The 18,429-nt window shown below is 35.2% G+C and carries 19 protein-coding genes and 1 other RNA gene; 11 read left to right on the forward strand and 9 right to left on the reverse strand.

Annotation, left to right across the window (positions count from 1 at the left end):
• Positions 1 to 127 precede the first annotated feature (127 nt).
• The 4 genes from GJU32_RS13800 to GJU32_RS13810 all read right to left on the reverse strand — a co-directional run bounded on the left by GJU32_RS13800 (position 128) and on the right by GJU32_RS13810 (position 3,404).
• Complete coding sequence (locus GJU32_RS13800) at positions 128 to 1,237, reverse strand: amidohydrolase (protein WP_155592541.1); 1,110 nt, start codon at positions 1,235 to 1,237, stop codon at positions 128 to 130.
• 394 nt (positions 1,238 to 1,631) lie between these two features.
• Positions 1,632 to 1,775: a hypothetical protein gene (locus GJU32_RS23195; protein ID WP_196426701.1), complete on the reverse strand. Its 144-nt coding sequence runs from the start codon at positions 1,773 to 1,775 to the stop codon at positions 1,632 to 1,634.
• A 215-nt stretch (positions 1,776 to 1,990) separates the two neighbouring features.
• Positions 1,991 to 2,542 carry a superoxide dismutase family protein gene (locus tag GJU32_RS13805; protein WP_155592542.1) on the reverse strand — a complete coding sequence of 184 codons (552 nt, stop codon included), beginning with the start codon at positions 2,540 to 2,542 and terminating at the stop codon, positions 1,991 to 1,993.
• 100 nt (positions 2,543 to 2,642) lie between these two features.
• On the reverse strand, positions 2,643 to 3,404 hold the full coding sequence (locus GJU32_RS13810; RefSeq protein ID WP_155592543.1) for a 3D domain-containing protein: 762 nt from the start codon (positions 3,402 to 3,404) through the stop codon (positions 2,643 to 2,645).
• A 299-nt stretch (positions 3,405 to 3,703) separates the two neighbouring features.
• Here GJU32_RS13810 and GJU32_RS13815 point away from each other — a divergent pair, with 299 nt between their 5' ends.
• Both GJU32_RS13815 and GJU32_RS13820 read left to right on the forward strand, forming a co-directional pair.
• A complete protein-coding gene (locus tag GJU32_RS13815) occupies positions 3,704 to 3,886 on the forward strand; it encodes a putative motility protein (RefSeq protein ID WP_155592544.1) in 183 nt (60 codons plus the stop codon).
• 45 nt (positions 3,887 to 3,931) lie between these two features.
• A complete protein-coding gene (locus GJU32_RS13820) occupies positions 3,932 to 5,065 on the forward strand; it encodes a response regulator (RefSeq protein ID WP_230875046.1) in 1,134 nt (377 codons plus the stop codon).
• A gap of 47 nt (positions 5,066 to 5,112) precedes the next feature.
• On the opposite strand, the gene GJU32_RS13825 is transcribed toward GJU32_RS13820, so the two are convergent.
• On the reverse strand, positions 5,113 to 6,129 hold the full coding sequence (locus GJU32_RS13825) for a GGDEF domain-containing protein (RefSeq protein WP_155592546.1): 1,017 nt from the start codon (positions 6,127 to 6,129) through the stop codon (positions 5,113 to 5,115).
• Positions 6,130 to 6,432: 303 nt separating this feature from the next.
• On the opposite strand from GJU32_RS13825, the gene GJU32_RS13830 reads away from it, so the two are divergent.
• From GJU32_RS13830 to GJU32_RS13850, 5 genes are all read left to right on the forward strand, one after another.
• Entirely contained in the window at positions 6,433 to 9,474 is a 3,042-nt protein-coding gene (locus GJU32_RS13830; protein WP_155592547.1) for an ATP-binding protein, read from the forward strand.
• A 321-nt stretch (positions 9,475 to 9,795) separates the two neighbouring features.
• Positions 9,796 to 10,485, forward strand: a complete 690-nt coding sequence (locus GJU32_RS13835; protein ID WP_155592548.1) for a response regulator transcription factor — start codon at positions 9,796 to 9,798, stop codon at positions 10,483 to 10,485.
• Positions 10,482 to 11,468: a sensor histidine kinase gene (locus GJU32_RS13840; protein ID WP_155592549.1), complete on the forward strand. Its 987-nt coding sequence runs from the start codon at positions 10,482 to 10,484 to the stop codon at positions 11,466 to 11,468. The genes GJU32_RS13835 and GJU32_RS13840 overlap by 4 nt, the downstream gene beginning before the upstream one ends.
• 102 nt (positions 11,469 to 11,570) lie before the next feature.
• Complete coding sequence (locus GJU32_RS13845; RefSeq protein ID WP_155592550.1) at positions 11,571 to 12,332, forward strand: ABC transporter ATP-binding protein; 762 nt, start codon at positions 11,571 to 11,573, stop codon at positions 12,330 to 12,332.
• Positions 12,322 to 14,163, forward strand: a complete 1,842-nt coding sequence (locus GJU32_RS13850; protein ID WP_155592551.1) for an FtsX-like permease family protein — start codon at positions 12,322 to 12,324, stop codon at positions 14,161 to 14,163. The genes GJU32_RS13845 and GJU32_RS13850 overlap by 11 nt, the downstream gene beginning before the upstream one ends.
• Before the next feature lie 30 nt (positions 14,164 to 14,193).
• Here GJU32_RS13850 and GJU32_RS13855 read toward each other — a convergent pair whose 3' ends face one another.
• On the reverse strand, positions 14,194 to 14,634 hold the full coding sequence (locus GJU32_RS13855) for a DUF2269 family protein (RefSeq protein ID WP_155592552.1): 441 nt from the start codon (positions 14,632 to 14,634) through the stop codon (positions 14,194 to 14,196).
• Between the two features lie 172 nt (positions 14,635 to 14,806).
• Here GJU32_RS13855 and GJU32_RS13860 point away from each other — a divergent pair, with 172 nt between their 5' ends.
• Together GJU32_RS13860 and GJU32_RS13865 are read left to right on the forward strand one after the other, a co-directional pair.
• Positions 14,807 to 15,445, forward strand: a complete 639-nt coding sequence (locus GJU32_RS13860) for a YfbR-like 5'-deoxynucleotidase (RefSeq protein ID WP_155592553.1) — start codon at positions 14,807 to 14,809, stop codon at positions 15,443 to 15,445.
• Positions 15,446 to 15,547: 102 nt separating this feature from the next.
• Positions 15,548 to 16,060: a zf-HC2 domain-containing protein gene (locus GJU32_RS13865; RefSeq protein WP_155592554.1), complete on the forward strand. Its 513-nt coding sequence runs from the start codon at positions 15,548 to 15,550 to the stop codon at positions 16,058 to 16,060.
• Between the two features lie 61 nt (positions 16,061 to 16,121).
• On the opposite strand, the gene GJU32_RS13870 is transcribed toward GJU32_RS13865, so the two are convergent.
• Positions 16,122 to 16,460, reverse strand: coding sequence for a zinc ribbon domain-containing protein YjdM (locus GJU32_RS13870; protein ID WP_155592555.1), 339 nt, complete (start codon positions 16,458 to 16,460; stop codon positions 16,122 to 16,124).
• Between the two features lie 247 nt (positions 16,461 to 16,707).
• On the opposite strand from GJU32_RS13870, the gene ssrS reads away from it, so the two are divergent.
• A non-coding RNA gene (gene ssrS / locus GJU32_RS13875) (6S RNA) lies at positions 16,708 to 16,900 on the forward strand.
• A gap of 164 nt (positions 16,901 to 17,064) precedes the next feature.
• A complete protein-coding gene (locus GJU32_RS13880; RefSeq protein ID WP_230875047.1) occupies positions 17,065 to 17,526 on the forward strand; it encodes a hypothetical protein in 462 nt (153 codons plus the stop codon).
• Positions 17,527 to 17,574: 48 nt separating this feature from the next.
• Here GJU32_RS13880 and ytxJ read toward each other — a convergent pair whose 3' ends face one another.
• The gene (gene ytxJ, locus GJU32_RS13885) at positions 17,575 to 17,913 is read right to left on the reverse strand and encodes a bacillithiol system redox-active protein YtxJ (protein ID WP_155592557.1); all 339 of its coding nucleotides are present in this window, start codon (positions 17,911 to 17,913) and stop codon (positions 17,575 to 17,577) included.
• 97 nt (positions 17,914 to 18,010) lie between these two features.
• Entirely contained in the window at positions 18,011 to 18,424 is a 414-nt protein-coding gene (locus tag GJU32_RS13890; RefSeq protein ID WP_155592558.1) for a VOC family protein, read from the reverse strand.
• Positions 18,425 to 18,429: the final 5 nt, after the last annotated feature.

Raw genomic sequence — 18,429 nt, forward strand, 5'->3', positions numbered from 1 at the left:
AACGCTTTCAAGTAGCAATTAAAAACAATGCAAATGCTTGAATATCCATGCATTTCGAAAAATGTTCATACAAAAAAAGCTATACTAAAAAATATTTTCATTTTTTTATATAGCTTTTAAAAATTTATTATTCAGTTTTTTTTTCTAATACACATGCGAGTACTTTTGAAGCATCTATTAATGCACTACGATCAAATGTCATTTTTGGATGATGGAGCCCTGGTGCTAAGTTAGCCCCAATTCCAATCATTGCCGCTTTTAGTTCAGGTTTCTTCACTGTATAAAAATGGAAATCATCACTACCAGGAGTCGTTATTTCATCTGCTAAATGTTCCTCACCTAATGTTTCAATAATTGCCTCTTTCGCCATTTTGGCTGCGATTGGTGAAACTTCAGCACCTGGAGTAAAGTCTAACCAATTCCAGCTCATGTCTATATCAAATTGTTGCTGTATAGATTTTAATCCAGACTCAATTTTACTGCGGAGCAATTCAAGTTGTTGATTTTGCTGCGCTCGAATATCCATTGAAAAACTAGCATTACCAGGAATAATATTCGTACTACCGCCATCTGCAATAATTTTTGTTAATTTCGCAGAATGTGGTTCAAACGGTGATAGATGAATACTGTGTAGCATCTGTTGCACAGCCATAATGACATCAATAGCATTTTTACCTTGATGAGGTCTAGCACCATGTGCATCAATGCCATGAATGGTCCCCTCTAAAAAATAAGCAGCACCATGGTGGATAGCTGGTGAAACCTTACCGAGTGGTAATTCTTCAATTGGTCTTAAATGCACTCCGAATAAATGCGATACCCCATCAACTGCTCCTCTATCAAACGCTGCACATGCACCATTTCCTAGTTCTTCCGCAGGTTGGAAAATGAAACGAACACGATGTTGCAATGGGCGATCTTTCAGTAGTAATAATGCACCAAGAACCATTGTTATATTGGCATCATGACCACAAGAATGATTCGCCTGCCATTTTCCATCAACTTCTTGCCATAAAGCATCAATATCGGCACGTACTGCGACGATTTCATCACCGGTTCCAATTTCAGCTATTAATCCAGGTACATCACCTAGTAAACGATAAGTAACATTTAATTCATCCAGTATCGAAGCAATTTTTTTAGTTGTCTCAAACTCTTTCCAGCTTACTTCTGGATATTTGTGAAAATGATCAAACCATTGATAAATCGTTTCTTCTACTGTTAAAGCTTTTGACATAACTACACCTCTATACACATTTTTGTTTCCCATTATACATGAATCTATTTGAGAAAAGTACATATACCTTTAGACCCATAAAGAATACTAAACGACATAATTCATTAACATGCTCCTAAAAAGTAGTTTATAATCACCCTATCAATTATGCCACGGCATAATGTTGTCCAAATTCTTTCGAGCTGACGAGTAGAAGTTAGCCTAAGACCATCACATCTTGTTGGTACACCATCATTACTGCAACCAGCGGGGCTATTTGAACTCCCCCTGAAAAAAACAAAAAAAGCATTCTTTCTCCCGAAGATGAATGCTGAATCAAGAAAAATAGGGCAAAAAAAACAATAGGCCATGTTAAAAGTTATTACCACTTTTAACATGGCCCATCAAATACTTATTATAAACTTGTAAAAAAACCTTCTGGATATTCTTCATATTCCACCTTTACCATGCGCTCTTCATTTTTCTCTTCCGCTTCATCGAACTCAAGTTCTTGATCCATTAAATACGTTTCAAATTTTGAATTTAACAGTTTACCCATTGTATCACTCCTTATTTAATTGAATTTTCTGATAAAAGAATTATACAATAGAATTTTAGTAAATTGCAATAAAACATACGCATTATGCATTATAAATATAAAACCTATCGCATAAATAGATTAATTTTCACAATTACTGTGCCATTCTTTTTTAGGGGAAATGGCAATAAAAAAACTGCATCTTATGTCCATCAGATACAGTCTTAAACTTCATTCTATTGAATAGCACCACAAGCAATTCTTGCCCCTGAGTTACCTGCTGGGTCAGTTTTATAATCATCTGCTGATTCATGGATAACAATGGAACTACCATCATTATCTAACAAAGAATTTGGTTGATCTTTTTGTAATGTTAACCCTTCTGCTAAGAAGTTAAGATCGACATTGCCATCCTCGCCTATCTCTAAATTTGGTAAATCCCCTAAATGGTATCCGTTAGGGTTAAGCTTACCATGTTCCTTATTGGTTGGATTAAAATGTCCACCAGCTGATTCAAATTTAGGCGGCTCACACTTCCCTACTTCATGAATATGAATGCCGTTTGTGCCTGGTGGTAAACCAGTTAATGCCAACGTCATCATAACGCCATTATCTTCTTCCTGAAAATATGCATTCCCATAACTTTCGTTATTTGCACCAATCACTTTTGCAGTGGCTGTTAAGGGAGACGGCGCATTTACTGTCACTTTTTCTTCTTTCTTATCAAAGAAATTACAACCACCAATAAAAACTAATAAAGAAAGGCTAAATAAACTCATTTTTTTCATAAAAAATACCTCCTCTATTTTTGATGGTTTCCAAATATCCCAATACTTATGCACATATATCAAAAGGGATTCCCCAAAGCTTGAGAAATCCCTTTAACATTTAATCTAAAATTTTTACCGTTACTGTTTTAACACCCCATTGGAGCGCTTGTCCTTCTGTAGGAATAAATACGTCAATTTTATTCCCTTTAATTGCCCCTCCTGTATCGGCTGCTATTGCTTCGCCATAGCCTTCGACCCAAACTTTCGTACCAAGAGGAATAATTCGTGGGTCAACTGCAATTACTTTTAAGTTAGGATTTGATCTTATATCTGTTCCATTCGCCGTAATGCCTGAACACCCTTCACAATATGCCGTATAAGCAGTAGCACGCATTGTTAATGTTTTACCAGATCCAGTTGTTGGAGCACTTGTCGGTTTCGTTTTGGCTGTTGTAACAGTCTTTGTAGACGCAGTGCCTTCAGAAGTCTTGGGTTTCGGTTTCGCAGATGAAGCTTTAATAGCTAATGATTCACCAACAAAGATTAAATCTGAAGCAAGGTTATTCCATGTTTTCAACTCATCTACAGTTACATTATTTGTACGGGCTATTGAAAATAATGTGTCACCGCCTATGATGACATGTTCATCTTCTGCAGATTCTATTTTTGTTGTCGTGTCCTTCACTAAATCCTGCTCTGGATAAAACCACAACGACTCCATCTCATTTAGTTGCTGGAATTCTCCAACCGTTAAATTATAAATCTGGGGAATTGCCCATAGTATATTACTTGGTGATTTGTCCTCAGCGGAGGAAGGACTCGCATACAAACTCAAACCAAAGGTCACCGCTACTGCTAAAGCTAATGCTTTTTTCTTCATGATTAGTAATACCTCCATTATTTTATTATTTGTTGCAAATCTGTTGCTAGCACACTAGAGTTGAACGCTCTACCATGTAAGTAACACTAAGTTTGCAAATTAATAACTCAGGGCTGTTTGCCTGATATTAGGAATTATTACTATAAAAACGGAAAAATATACAATTTCATTTATTTTTTTGGTAATTTAAATAATTTAGAGGAAAAAGTCTATAAATTAGTAGCAATAGTTTAGGACTTTTTTTATATTAGACATTTGCTATTTTTACCGATAAAAGAAGAAAAGGAGGGAATGTAGAAATGGAAATGAATTCACTCATGTCATCACAGCTGATGGAGCTTCAACAAACCGTACAGTTGAGCGTCATGCAAAACGCACTCAATTTAAATACGTCTACAGCTATTGAATTACTACAAGATATACCTCAGCAATCAGTTCCTACTCATCCGTATAAAGGATCAATAATAGACATCTCAATCTGATAATATATTGAAAGGTGGTGTCCTTATGTGGTCCGGGTAATCGTGATGGACGATGAGCAATTAGCTCTTATTAACATAGCAAAACATTTAAACAAATTTAAGGACATTGAGGTCATAGGAACTTTTACAACAGTAAAAGACTTACTTACAGAAGGACCTACCTTGGATTTTCAAGTAGCATTTTTAGATGTTGAAATGCCAGGTATGAACGGTCTAGAAGTTGCACAATTATTAAAAACTTGGGATAAAAATATCTGTATTGTTTTTGTAACTGCCTATAGAGACTACGCTGTTCAAGCATTTGATGTACCATCTCTAGATTATTTATTGAAACCTATTTCGAAATCTCGTCTAGAAATGACCATTAATAGAGTTCAAGAACTGTTCCAGACAGAAATAAAATCAGTACCTACTCAACCACATCAAAAACCTTCACTTATGATAAAATGCTTTGGAGAATTTGTCGTTTCTTATGATGAAAAAGCTATTCATTGGAGAACTATTAAAACAAAAGAATTGTTTGCATTCCTTTTTATACAGCTTCATATGCCCGTGCCTCGTGATACCATCATTGATACACTATGGAGTGATACGGAATATAAAAAAGCAAGAGTCCAATTGCACACTACTGTTTCATACTTGCGCACGACGCTTTCAACATATGGATATTTGGATGTAGTTGAGTATACTAACGGTAGCTATATGTTGAAACTAGACGATTTTCAATGTGATGCCCATGATTTGGAGTACATTTTGAATAATAAAGCAGAAACAGGAAGATTAGCTATAGAGAAGGCTGAGGAACTCATTCAAAATTATCAGGGGGAGTTTATGGCTACATTGGACTATTCATGGACTGCCAGTAAAGCAAATTTAATGAACAAACAATTTACTCAGTTACTTGATGAATTGAACCATTATTATACTAAAAATCAGGATGTAAAAAGTAGAGAACGTTCGTTACTATTAGCCTTAGAGTTAAATCCATATTCTGATAAAACCATCCAACAATTAATCATGCATTATTCTGAAATAGGAAATCGTGCAGAATCCATAAAAATTTACCATTCTTTTAAAAGCACCTTATTATCAGAATTAAATGTTTCACCTAGTCAAGAAACAATAGATCTTTTTCAGACCGTTTTACAGGAACAAGAAAAAGAGTTTGAAACAAGCTGATAACACGAAAAGCATGCTAGTACTGAACACTAGCATGCTTTTTCCCATTATTTAATAATCATTTGTCTCATATTCCCAACTACACATAAACAGTTTCTTCCTGATTGTTTGGCCTTATACAAAGCATGATCTGCAATTTCTATTAATTGATTAGGACTCTGGACGTTTGGTGTAAATGCAGTAATGCCAGCAGACATCGTCACCGGTCTACCACACACTGTTTCTTGTAAAGCTTGTTTAATCCGTAAGTTTTCTGCTAATTGTACCGCCTCGTCTATGTTCCTTGATGGCAATATGACCATAAACTCTTCTCCGCCATATCTAAAGCACAAATCTTGTTCCTCCATGCTGCTCTGCATATGATTAGCAAAAGCTTTTAGCACTTCATCCCCTACTGTATGACCATATGTATCATTTATACTTTTAAAATCATCTAAATCTATTAAGATGATGGAATGCGGGACTTTATTTACAATCAAATCCTGTAAAGTTTGATCCATTATTCTGCGATTAGGAATCCCTGTTAATGAGTCTAAGTTCAATTGCTCCGTTAAATCAGTAATTTTACTTTCTGAGCAAATCATCATATTCCGTACATTCTTTTTTAACAACTTTGCTTCATAATACCAATCAGTAATCTCCTCAGTCCCCTGTATCCCTTCCCCTATTTCTATTCTTGTTGAAAGGTCTTTTAGAGGTCGCGTAATTTTTAGAGCTAACCATATAGCTAGCCCCACTACTACAGCTATTACTATAATAATAGGGACAATGATTTTCTTAAAAAACAAACGAAAAGAAACAACTCTTTCATCAAGTAAAGTATCAACTACCTGCTCCACGTACGGATCTAATGACATATCTTCTGTCACAAATCCCTGTAAATAGTCTTCGGTAATTGTTGAAACTTCCTTTACATAGGTTGCTTGCATGTCTGCTTTATTTTCCTTCAAAATTTCATTGAAATTTTGATAGCTACTCCAAATACTAATACTAGATGCCGCGAGTACAACTACTATCGTCATACTAACAATAAGAAACGATAACTTTAACTTGAACTTACCCACAATAGATCATTTCTCCCATTGAGATGATTTTTTCGTTAAAATCTTATCTATGTTTCAACTCAAACTTTACTATATTTATTCAATCATCATACGTCATACCACTTAAAGAATACTTAACAACTAATGAAATATTACTTTTTTCAGAATGAAAGAAAAAAATAAATAGAACTATAATCTCCATATAGTTCTATTTATTTAGGCTTAAAGTATTCTTTTACCAACTATATCATTTCCTTTTTTTGAAATTCGTGGCATGGTAGATAGAGTTTATGCTTTATTTCAGAAAGCCATTAGGAGGACACAATGTCTGTGTTGAAAAAAACAACTATCCGACATCTACTTATTGTAATTGCCATTTTTATAGCCCTTACTTCCTTTCGTTTACTATGGTTAAACTTTTTCCTCCCCTCTGATCATCAACCTAGTGCTCAAGAAGGTATTTTAGATGTTAACTCTCAAACAATATTAAATGATGAAGTTCTCTACTTAAACGGAGAATGGCTATACTACCCTGGGCTATTCATCAATCCCGAAAGCAAGGAAAGCACTAATCAAGCAACTATTAAAAAGGGTATTGTCCAAACTGTTCCTACGAAAAAAAATGAGAAAACAAATCAACCCTATGGAACTTATCGATTAAAAGTTCTACTTAATAACTCTGCCACAAATAATCGATATGCAATCCGTATTCCTGCTATTTCAACCGCCTCTGCATTGTATATAAATGGTGAACTAGTAGGACAATCAGGTAAAGTGGCTAATAACGCTCAAGATCATAAAGGTCATGCTTCACCATACACCGTATATTTTACTGATGAGCAACTTGAAATTGACATAGTAATCCATATTTCTAATTTTGATACATTTAAAAACCCTATTATTAATAAAAAAATTTCATTCGGCACTGCATCCGCTATGACACACCATCAATTAATTACAGGCCTATCGCTTTCTATAATTGTAGTAATGCTGTTACTTTTTGCTCTTTTTAGCATACTTGTGTTTTTATTCATTTATAAAAAACCTATCGTTTTACTATTCACAATTGGTTTTCTTCTACCTTTAGCTGATGAATTAATTACATTTGATTGCTCTCTGCTAGATTGGCTTCATTTTAATTATGTATGGTCCTATAAACTATCTTCTATTATATTTCTAGGATCATCCTTCTTTTTTCTGCAATTTATGAGAGTCCTATTGGTCAACTATCACAATACTAAAACCTTTCAATGGATTTTTGGCTTTTATGTTCTAGGAGTATCATTAATTATTGTTCTACCAATGTCTTGGTTGGTGCCTACTAAAATTCTTTTCTTCGTACTTTTCGTAGTATCCTTTCTCTATGTAGTGGTACTAGCTTTAAGAGAATATATAGAAAACCAAAAAAGGAGCTCTGCTTTAATTGCTCTAACAGCTATCGGTACAACAAACGGCATTATATGGGGCTTTATCAAATCTGTCTACGTATTCGACATTCCTGTTTATCCATTTGATTATTTATTCGTTATGCTTGGTTTTTCTAGCTATTGGTTCAGACGTTTCCATGAGAACTCTCAGCAAATACATAAGTTAGTCGAAAAACTACAAAAAGACGATACTTTAAAAGATGAATTTCTAGCAAGCAATGCACAGAAATTGTGGAGCCCAATGAATAAAATGATTACACTTGGACAGTCCATATATGATAATCCACAGAATAGACTTGTTGCTGAAGATCATCAAAATCTTAAACATCTTATAGATATTGGCAGAAGTATGTCTTTCACATTAAATGACATACTTGATTTTACTCGCTTAAAAGAAGGTAATTTACATGTCCATACTCAAAATGTTAACCTTCATGGTGCTGTTCATGGTGTATTTGATATGCTCCGCTTTATTACAAGCGGAAAACAAATAAAAATGGTATCGTCTATTCCTAGAAATTTCCCAAATGTGATAGCTGACGAAAATCGCCTCATTCAAATTCTTTTTAACCTTTTGCATAATGCCATTAAATTTACAAGCGAGGGTTCTATAGAAATTACTGCACGTGAAGAGCAGCATATGGCCATTATCCATATCCGTGATACAGGGCTTGGAATGGATGAATTTGTACAAAGTCGCCTGTTTTCTCCTTATGAACAAGGGCATGAAAATGAAGAAGGCATTGGATTAGGAATTCTGATTTCAAAAAAACTAATTGAGTTACATGGTGGTACAATGCGTATAAAATCTATTCCTAATAAAGGCTCAGATGTTTATTTTACATTACCACTTGCTGAAGAAAATTCGAAAACAGTTCAAACATCCATTATGAATCAAGAAATTACACAGTTATCAATGGCAGAAAAAGAGCCCTCCATATCAGCAGGAAAGCACTTCAAAATCTTAATGGTTGATGATGATCCAATGAATTTAACAACGATGAAGAGCGTATTTTCGACATCTGAATATGCTGTTACTACTGTTACAAGCAGTGAAAAGGCTTTAGATAGCATAAAGCATGAATCCTGGGATTTAGTTGTTGTTGATGCAATGCTTCCCTATATTTCAGGCTACGCTTTAATCCAAGAGATAAGAAAACATTACTCACTTCTTGAATTGCCTATTTTATTACTTACTGTACGTAAACATCCTGAAGATGTTTATACCGGCTTTTCCTATGGAGCCAATGACTATGTAACGAAACCAATTAATTCATTAGAGTTAAAAGTAAGAAGTCGGGCTTTAATTGATTTAAAATACAGCATTCAACAACAATTACATTTAGAAAGCGCTTGGCTTCAAGCTCAAATCCAGCCGCATTTTTTATTTAATACGCTTAATACCATTGCTTCCCTTAGCACAATAGACACTGATAGAATGATTGATTTAATGCATCATTTTGGTGAGTATTTACATGGGAGCTTCGATGTTCGAAATCTTCAACGGGTTGTACCACTTCAGCATGAACTAGAGTTAGTTCACTCTTATCTTTACATTAAACAGCAGCGTTTTGGAGAATTAATCCATGTTGAATGGGAGATAGATGATGGGATAGAGATTGAAATTCCCCCTATTTCGTTACAAACCTTAGTTGAAAATGCAATTCGACACGGAATTTTGAAGAATGAAGAAGGCGGTACCATTTGTATCCGCATTAAAGATTACACAAATTACGTAGCAATTAGTGTAATCGATGATGGTGTGGGAATAAGCCCTGGCCTATTAGCCGATTTACAAGCAGGTAGTGAAAACGCAAGCGATGGTGTTGGTATAAGAAATACAGATTCACGCCTTAAAAGAATTTATGGTCAAAGTTTACAAATTCAAAGTACAATCAATAAAGGTACGAATATAACTTTCCATATTCCAAAAAAATAAATAATTATGCTGTGCCTGACAAATAGAAGTTAACCTAAAACCGTAACGTCCTAAGACATTCGCTAGGACTTGGAGCTACACAACATCATTGCCAAAGAATGTGCTGCTTTTTGACGGTATCCTCTAGTTCAGGGGGCTTTTGAACACTAGACAAACAAGCATAAACAAAAAACTTTTGTTGAATCGAAATAAATATGAGTCATTACATTCTCTAATGGAGTTTGTGGTGGCTCTTCTTTCATGTTTCAAGTTACAATTTTCTATAGATTTATGGAAATCAGGGTACATTATAAATATAGAAATAAGGAAGGGTCGATAGATATGTACAAAATATACATAATAGAGGACGATGCAAATATTGCTTCACTGATTGTCGAGCATTTATCCAAATATCAGTTTGAATGCCATATTGTCCAACAATTTCAGCACGTCATAGAAGAATTTAATGCCATCCAACCACATCTAGTCATTATGGATATCAATCTCCCAACGTTTGATGGCTATTTTTGGTCACGGAAAATCCGCCAACTCTCAACATGTCCAATCATCATTGTCTCTGCCAGAGTAAATGATATTGATCAAGTATATGGGATTGAAAATGGCGCTGATGACTTTATCACAAAACCATTTTCATTAGATGTCTTTATGGCAAAGGTTAATGGGCTGCTTCGACGTACATACGGTGAGTATGCTTCAGCTGAAACAACTACCATAACAATAGCTAATACTACATTAAATCCAGATATCGTCCGTCTTCAAGCGGAGGGTAATGAGAGTTTGTTAACGTTAAAAGAAATGCAGCTGAGTAAGGTATTATTCGAAGCCTACCCAAATGTTGTGCCTCGCCAAAAGCTATTAAGTGCTATTTGGGATGATGAAACCTTTGTTGAGGAAAACACTTTGTCAGTGAATATCGGTCGACTACGTAGAAAAATGGAGGCAATCCACTCTAAGCTTGAAATTAAAACCATTCGCGGTCTTGGTTATCAATTAGTGGAGGAAGGAAAATGAAACTATTCTTTCGAGATCATCTAAGTATCATCATTCTCTATGGAATAAGCTTCCTATTATTACCTTGGATCATTCATGCCTTGGATGACCTTTCATCAAACTATAACTACTTTATCTTCCTTGTCAGTTTTTTGTTCATTATTTGGCTATTAGGTCGTTATTATCGTAGAAGAAAATTATATACTCATTTACAAAAAGATGCCCAAACACAGGATGATCTTTATCTATTTGAACCGCGCTCTCCAATTGAGCAAGCCTATAGCAGCAAGCTGAGTCAAATGAAGTATTTATTATTAACACAACAACAAAGATTAGAGGAGCAAGCACAAGAAAAACAACTTGTTCTATCCCATTTTGTACATCAAATGAAGACACCATTATCTGTTATTCAATTAGTCATTCAAACGACATCCAACAAAACCTCTGGCGAATTACAGCAATGGCAAACCATTAGTAAAGAATGCGATAAGCTGACGTTTACTCTCAATCAGCTATTAACGTATGAACGCACATCTAATTTAGTAGCTGATTTAAAAATTGAACCCATTGTTTTAAAAAGGCTCGTCCAAGAGGTCGTCAATGATTTGAAAGATTACTTTATCGCAAGAGAAATTTTCCCCAAAATGACACTTACTGAAGACCAAATTATTTATTCAGATCGAAAATGGTTAAAAATTGTCCTATATCAAATAGTAAATAACGCCATTAAATATAGTGAGATAGCCGGCACTATCCACATTCAATACGATAGTTCAACTTTACAAATAATAAATCATGGTGAGACAATTCCTGACAGTGAAATATCGCGTGTCTTCGATTTATTTTATACGGGAATAAAGGGACGAACGAGTGGTGAAGCAACAGGTATTGGATTGTATTTAGCGAAAAAGATTCTAACTACTTTAGAGCACCCCTTCACGCTACAATCTTTTGATCATGTCACTACTTTTTCCATCAATTTTTCAAACAGTCGGAAAAAATAAACATGACAACTTTGTCATCTTCATGTCATCAAGCTAAATAGGTTTTTTATCGCTCCTTTTTTATACTTAAGCTATTAAATTAACATAAAGGAGTTGTTCAAGTTGGAAAACACAATACTTCAAGTGACCAATTTGCAAAAAGAATATATTGGAGAGATCACATACAAAGCATTAAACGGCATTGATTTTCAGTTACGCAAACAGGAATTTGTAGCTGTCATGGGACCTTCAGGAAGTGGGAAAACGACATTTTTAAATAGTGTATCTACTATTGATCGTCCTACTGCTGGCGATATCTTGATTAATAATAGAAATCCTTATGTTTTAACTGATGAGGAGCTTGCAAAGTTTCGCCGTTCTGAATTAGGTTTCGTTTTTCAGGATTTTAACCTTGTCCACACATTAACAGTGCAAGAAAATATTTTATTACCACTAACATTAGATAGCTTACCAGCCTCCAAAATGCGTCAACGTTTAAAGCATGTGGCTCAATTTCTTGGCATAGAGGAGCTACTGCCCAAACGTATTTACGAAATATCTGGTGGGCAAAAGCAACGAGTAGCCATAGCACGTGCTGTTATTCATGAGCCTAGTTTATTGTTAGCTGATGAGCCTACAGGAAATCTTGATTCCAAAGCCGTCAATGATGTGATGAACTTATTTACCTCCATTAACCAGGAGCTAAAAACAGCTATTCTCATGGTGACACATGATCCTTATGTAGCAAGCTTTGCCAATCGTATTATATTTATTAAAGATGGCAAGTTATACAATGAGGTACATCGTGGCAACAATCGCAAGCAATTTTACCAAGAAATAATGGACACTCTTGCTTTTTTAGGTGGTGGGCATCATGAGCTTTAATCACATTGTCCTCCAAAATATTTTACGTGATAAATGGACATATGTTTCTTATTTCTTGAGTAGTATGTTTTCCATTATTATTTTCTTTCTATTTTCTGTTATCGCCTTTCATCCAAGCCTGAAAAGCTTAGATCCGAACTCAACACTTGGCATTTCATTGATGTTAGCCAGTTTGCTCGTTTATTTATTTTCTTTTATTTACATCGCTTATTCGATTATGGCATTTCTACGAAAAAAGACAAAAACGCTAGGTATTTTTATGATAACTGGCGCTTCCATGAAGCAAATTCGTAAGCTCGTATATCGAGAAAACCTGTTAATTGGTGTTTTAGCAATTGTGGCAGCTATCGTTCTTGGGCTAGTCATTACTCCCCTCTTCTTAATGGGAGCAAAAGTTGTTTTAAAAGCAGATACATTCGGTATGTATATGCCCTTACAAGCAATTGGCTTAACAATTGGATTATTTCTTATTTTATTCGTAGTGATATCAAAGGTCGTAACGAAATTTATTAATAAAGAAGCCTCTATTCAGCTATTAAAAAGTGATACGGTTATTGAGAAATCGATTAAGCCACATCCTCTTTTATTCGTTTTAAGTATCAGCATGACTGCTATATTAGCCTATTTACTTAAAATCGAACATGCCCTTGTAAAAAGTTTAGACGTTTTTTATTATCTGTTATTTTTCGCTAGTCTTCTTAGTACAATCTATTTAGTCATCGCTCAAGGGTTAAGACTATTTTTAAAAATCTTTGAGAAGTCATCTGCCTATTTACGCAAAACAAATATGCTGTTAGCATCCAATTTAAATGCAAAAATGAAGTCACATGCAAGTATGCTATTTCTAATTACGATACTATTAAGTGGTGTCTTTCTATGTACAAGCATTTTATTTAGCTCTTATTACAATGTGAAAAAGGATAGTGAAGAAAATTATCCGTATAGCTTTCAATACATTGCTGATCCAAAAACTGACGAAAATATGGTAAAGGCTGATCTCGACAATCTTGAAGAAAAACTATCAACCGTTCAAGCAAGCAAATACTTTATTGAATTCAAATCGAATGAGGATAAACGCCTTGGCTATATGGCATTATCTGATTACAACCTGTTACAACATCAAGAAATTACTCTACGGAAAGATGAATTTATTGCTGTTGCAGGGAGTCGAGGCGTAGCACCCACAACAAACAATACTAACGATCCATATATAAAATCATTTAAACTGGTCAAAATCAATGAACAAAATCTGCTATCTACTGGTTTCCAGCAAAGCTATTTCATTGTGCCTGATGACATTTACCAAGCGATCGACTACCCTGTTTATAAAACCTATATTTATGAGTTGGACAATTGGACCGCCCATACAGAATTAGCGAATACAATTACCGAAGCCATACCATCATTGCCTGGTGAACGTTACGTAACATCCAAAATCAATTTATATGACACGGAAATGTTTATCAAAAGTGTTATGTTCTTTATTGGCTCTATGTTAAGTTTAATTTTCTTAAGTGCTGCCATGAGTATACTTTACTTCTATTTACAAACAACATTGCTACAGGAAAAAGAAAAGTATATTGGCATCCGAAAGTTGGGACTTTCTAAAAAGGAATTAGCCACAGTTGTTTCTAAAGAATTGGCAATTCTTATATTTGTACCGTTCTCCATAGCCATTTTACTATTGCTTACTACATTAGTAGCTATGCGAACAATGGTCTCCACAGCTTTTTTACAAATTTCAATGGCTAGCTCTTGCTGTTTCTTTATTCTGTTCTTCATCAGTTACTTATTTATTCGTAAAAATTATTTCAAACGCTTAGTAAGCTAAAAAATCGCACTCCATGAGGGTGCGATTTTTTTACCAAAGAATTGGTTTTGCTACCATTAACCAAAGCATGATAAGCAATAATAAGATGTACATCCATGTCTTCCGTTGCAAAAGTGACACAAATTGCTGTTGGTCATAAGCAGGTGTATTAAATGTACGTAATGTCCGTTTAAACGCTCTAGCTAAAAATACAATAGAAGCAAGCATCACAAGGAACGTCATGACAATCCATGAAGTACGCCAATGATAGCCAGCATGCCACATTAACAAAATACCTGATGCTACTAGGACATGCCCTGAATGTTTGACAATAGCAATGGCGCCCTTAAAGGCTTCGATATATGGTGACATTTCACCGTTGGAGGCTGTGCGCATTTTTTTTACGACGGTTAGCACAACGAACAAAGGCCCAATCGAAAGAACAGCACTTAAAATATGTATATAAAGAAGTAGTGTATAAATGGAAAACATGATGTGTACGCCCCTTTTCATCAGTCTCCTACATTATAGCATTCCACCTAAACCTACTTTATCAGCAATTGTGAATCCTTTGTAAACACAACTTGAATCATTGTTAAATTGTTTGAAATCTACACAAAGAGGGTATTGTTTATAGTAACATGCACTTATAGAACAAAAAGGAGTGATTTTTATAGGAATTCATCAATTTTTTACAAGCCTTAATGATTTAGAGCGGATTATTCGTTGCCCTGGTCGCTTCAAGTTTGAGGAGCACAATGTGGCAGCCCATTCTTGGAAAGTATCACAATATGCAATGTTCTTCGCAACGTTGGAAGAAATGAACGGCGTAAAAGTTGATTGGAAGTCTTTATATGAAAAAACCATCAACCATGACTTTGCTGAGGTTTTTATTGGTGATATTAAGACACCCGTAAAACATGCTAGTCCAGAGCTGAAGCAAATGCTAGCACATGTGGAAGAAAAAATGATGGAAAAGTTTATTATCAATGAAATCCCACAAGAGTTTCAGGCAATTTTCTTTGAACGTATGAAGGAAGGTAAGGACAGTACTTTAGAGGGTCGGTTACTCGAGTTCGCGGATAAGCTTGATCAATTTTATGAAGCTTTTGCCGAATTAAAGCGTGGTAACACGGACAAAGAATTTGTCTATATGTATCAATCAGCCCTTTCAAAGCTTTTGGCAATTCCACTTGAAGCGACAGTTCATTACTTCCGCACAGAAATTTTAAAGGATGCAGTAAAGGAAAAAACTCATATTGATATTCAAGCATTAACAAATGAAGTACTAACAGCAAAATAATAAGGTGCATGTACAAGTTTTCCGATTGAAAAATCATGGAAGGCTTTTTTTATTTTCTAAAAAAAGTCGTATAATGGGGGGAGATTGATTGGAGGGAAAGTATTGTCACAAGATTGCTCAATTATAGAAGATTTAATACCTCTTTATAAAAAACAAGTGCTCCAAGCACCGACGATAGATTTTATAGAGCAGCATTTAGCGAATTGTCCGCAATGTCAGCAGCTCGTTCATTCACAGCGAATCCAAAATGAATACTTACCCATGAAAAGAACATTATCTTTTTTTCATATCATCTTTATCGTACTATCATTTATGTTTGCCATTAACTCATCCTTGCTTGGGAATCAAAAAGGCTTTGTGATCTCGTATGCACTTTTCGGTTGTCTTTCCTACCTTTTCTATAAAAATGTCTGGATTGTTTTTATTATTAGTTCGGTACCTGTATTTGTCTGGGCCATCATTAACAATCTAAATAATGGGCTCTATACGACCTCTTACTCCTTAACAGAATTAGGAGCATTGGTGATTGGAGCTAGTTACATCGCTCTTTTACATACGATTTTTGCCTTATTAGGCGCTGCTCTTGCCATTCTGTTACGCAGAATCTTTAAATAAGTACTTATACAAACATGCACCTTAAACTTGTCACAGAAGTTTAGGTGCATGCTGATTGTCGTTATGCTTTTTTCACGAATTCTGACTTTAATTTCATAGCACCAAAGCCATCAATTTTACAGTCAATATTATGATCACCTTCTACAAGACGAATACTTTTTACCTTTGTCCCTATTTTCAAAGTAGAAGAACTTCCCTTCACCTTTAAATCCTTAATAATAGTAACTGAATCGCCGTCAGCTAACAGGTTGCCATTTGCATCTTTTACAATCATTCCAACTGATTCTTGTTCAGTTGCATCCATGCTCCACTCATGCGCACATTCTGGGCATACAAAGTTTGTTCCATCCTCATACGTGTATTCAGAATGACATTTTGGACAATTTGGGTAAGCTGCCATTTCCGCTTCCTCCTTTTACATTTTTGCTAAGTAAATTCTCTTTATGCTCCTATCTTTACATAGTCAACCATAATAAGCAAAGGTTGTTCGTATTTTTTGTTCGCATTTGTGAAAAAAATATGAAGCATTTGCGCATATTTAAAGGAATTTCTAGTTACGCATCCTACAATTTGGAACACTTGCCCATTGACTAATTTACTGCAATCATCTTACTTGCATGTTTTTTCATCATGCTTTATTATATCCATAAAGGCTGCATTGTTCGTATAATATTAAGTTTTAACCTTTAAGCTGTAAAAGGGAGTTTTATTATTGGAGTTGGAATGACGGGCCTCACACTACGGTGCATGAGGATAAGCAAGAAAACTTCTGCGAACACCCACTTTGAGGAGTGGTGGTTTAAAACTTTCTATAATAACTACGGCATACGCGGCTTTTTACATTATATTGCCTATACAGCACCTTAGCCGAATGGTTAAGGTGCTTTTTTTATTACATAGCATTATTAGCGTTAAAGTTATAATACAAAAAAGTATAAATAACCTGCTCTTATACTGTATAATTCCCTCCCATTTTGCGCATATATGGAGTAACAAGGGAGGTTATGCTATTGAAAAAATTGATTTATCTAATGGTATTCGCTTCACTACTATTAGTAGCTTGTGGAAAAAGTGCGGAGCCAAAGGAAGTAGCGGTCGATCAAAACACTTCTGTTGAAGATATTGTGGGTGTGATCGTTAAAAATGAGTTCTCTGTGGAAGAATCCAAAGGTGTTGTGACGATTTCCATTCAGGATACAGATGTGACAGAGGGATCGAAAAGTCAGATGTTGAAGGATTCCACTAAAATTTTTGCTGAATTATCCAAGCTAAAAAGTGTTAAGACACCAGCTATCACTTGGTATGCTCCACTCACTGAGCCTGATGGGGACAAAACGATGACAGAGGTCTTAAATATCTATTTTAGTGAAGAAGATTATAACAAAGTGGATTGGACCAATTATCTACAGGTGGATATTGAATCCAGCGCTACTAACTATCACGAAGATAAAGCTTTAGAGGATTAGTCCTTTCAAGAATCAAGATACCCCAAAATGTATTGAGGGGTATCTTTTTTACGTTGTTGTTTTTACATACTGCTTTATACCATCCACTAACAGAGGTTGCTTTATCTTGTAGTGAGTTGCTTGCCAAATTCCTTTGCCATCCTGCAATATTAATAGCTGCGGTGATTCGTGCTTCACCTGAATGTCGCATGCAATAGCATTGGAAACCACTCTATCCATTTGCACGATGACAAGATATTTAGGTAGATCCGTTGCTAATGCTTTAAATTCTTTTAATGCTGAAATACTACTAATACATGTCATGCTAAATTTTAATACAAGGCAAGCTTTGCTCCTAGAACGTTCTAATATTTCTTTCCAATTATCAATTGTCCTTATTCGTTGCATGTGACACCTCCTATTTAAATTATATACTGCATAGGGTATTTTGGATATCATAAAACAACACGAGCCTACATTTATAGCTCGTGTTGTTTATTCTTATTTAAATACCTTCTGTATTCATTAATACTAAACGCCAACCATCAGGATCTTCAATGGTTATACCTTTCTCTGCCCAATAAAGATTTTCAGGCTCTACTTCTGGGTACCCCATTAATGATAGTCGTTTGACAATACGGTGAATAGTTTCGACGTTTGGAATATAAAGTACTAGCAGATTGTCCTTACTTGGTGCAGGACACGGGCTCCCTTCAACATGCTCTGTAAATTCAAGATGATAGTTTGCGTTTGGAAGCCCAATCATTATACCATCGTAACCGCGATGTCCTGTAAAAGATCCAATTTTCTTTAATCCAACGCCTTCACAGTAAAAACGCTCAATTTCCTTTAATTGATCTGTTGGCCTTGCGATTCGAACCTGTGCTACCGCTAATTCATTTGTCCATTTTTGTTCCATCGTTC

The sequence above is a fragment of the Lysinibacillus cavernae genome, assembly GCF_009724685.1.
In the GTDB taxonomy this organism is placed as follows: Bacteria; Bacillota; Bacilli; order Bacillales_A; family Planococcaceae; genus Lysinibacillus; species Lysinibacillus cavernae.

Bases quoted from the DNA above. Each gene is read 5' to 3' on its own strand.
- GJU32_RS13880 (WP_230875047.1), top strand. From the start codon at position 17,065: ATGCTATTGAAAAAATTGATTTATCTAATGGTATTCGCTTCACTACTA.
- GJU32_RS13890 (WP_155592558.1), bottom strand. From the start codon at position 18,424: ATGGAACAAAAATGGACAAATGAATTAGCGGTAGCACAGGTTCGAATC.
- ytxJ (WP_155592557.1), bottom strand. From the start codon at position 17,913: ATGCAACGAATAAGGACAATTGATAATTGGAAAGAAATATTAGAACGT.
- GJU32_RS13805 (WP_155592542.1), bottom strand. From the start codon at position 2,542: ATGAAAAAAATGAGTTTATTTAGCCTTTCTTTATTAGTTTTTATTGGT.
- GJU32_RS13870 (WP_155592555.1), bottom strand. From the start codon at position 16,460: ATGGCAGCTTACCCAAATTGTCCAAAATGTCATTCTGAATACACGTAT.
- GJU32_RS13820 (WP_230875046.1), top strand. From the start codon at position 3,932: ATGGACGATGAGCAATTAGCTCTTATTAACATAGCAAAACATTTAAAC.
- GJU32_RS13830 (WP_155592547.1), top strand. From the start codon at position 6,433: ATGTCTGTGTTGAAAAAAACAACTATCCGACATCTACTTATTGTAATT.
- GJU32_RS13855 (WP_155592552.1), bottom strand. From the start codon at position 14,634: ATGTTTTCCATTTATACACTACTTCTTTATATACATATTTTAAGTGCT.
- GJU32_RS13840 (WP_155592549.1), top strand. From the start codon at position 10,482: ATGAAACTATTCTTTCGAGATCATCTAAGTATCATCATTCTCTATGGA.
- GJU32_RS13810 (WP_155592543.1), bottom strand. From the start codon at position 3,404: ATGAAGAAAAAAGCATTAGCTTTAGCAGTAGCGGTGACCTTTGGTTTG.
- GJU32_RS13800 (WP_155592541.1), bottom strand. From the start codon at position 1,237: ATGTCAAAAGCTTTAACAGTAGAAGAAACGATTTATCAATGGTTTGAT.
- GJU32_RS13815 (WP_155592544.1), top strand. From the start codon at position 3,704: ATGGAAATGAATTCACTCATGTCATCACAGCTGATGGAGCTTCAACAA.
- GJU32_RS13835 (WP_155592548.1), top strand. From the start codon at position 9,796: ATGTACAAAATATACATAATAGAGGACGATGCAAATATTGCTTCACTG.
- GJU32_RS23195 (WP_196426701.1), bottom strand. From the start codon at position 1,775: ATGGGTAAACTGTTAAATTCAAAATTTGAAACGTATTTAATGGATCAA.
- GJU32_RS13850 (WP_155592551.1), top strand. From the start codon at position 12,322: ATGAGCTTTAATCACATTGTCCTCCAAAATATTTTACGTGATAAATGG.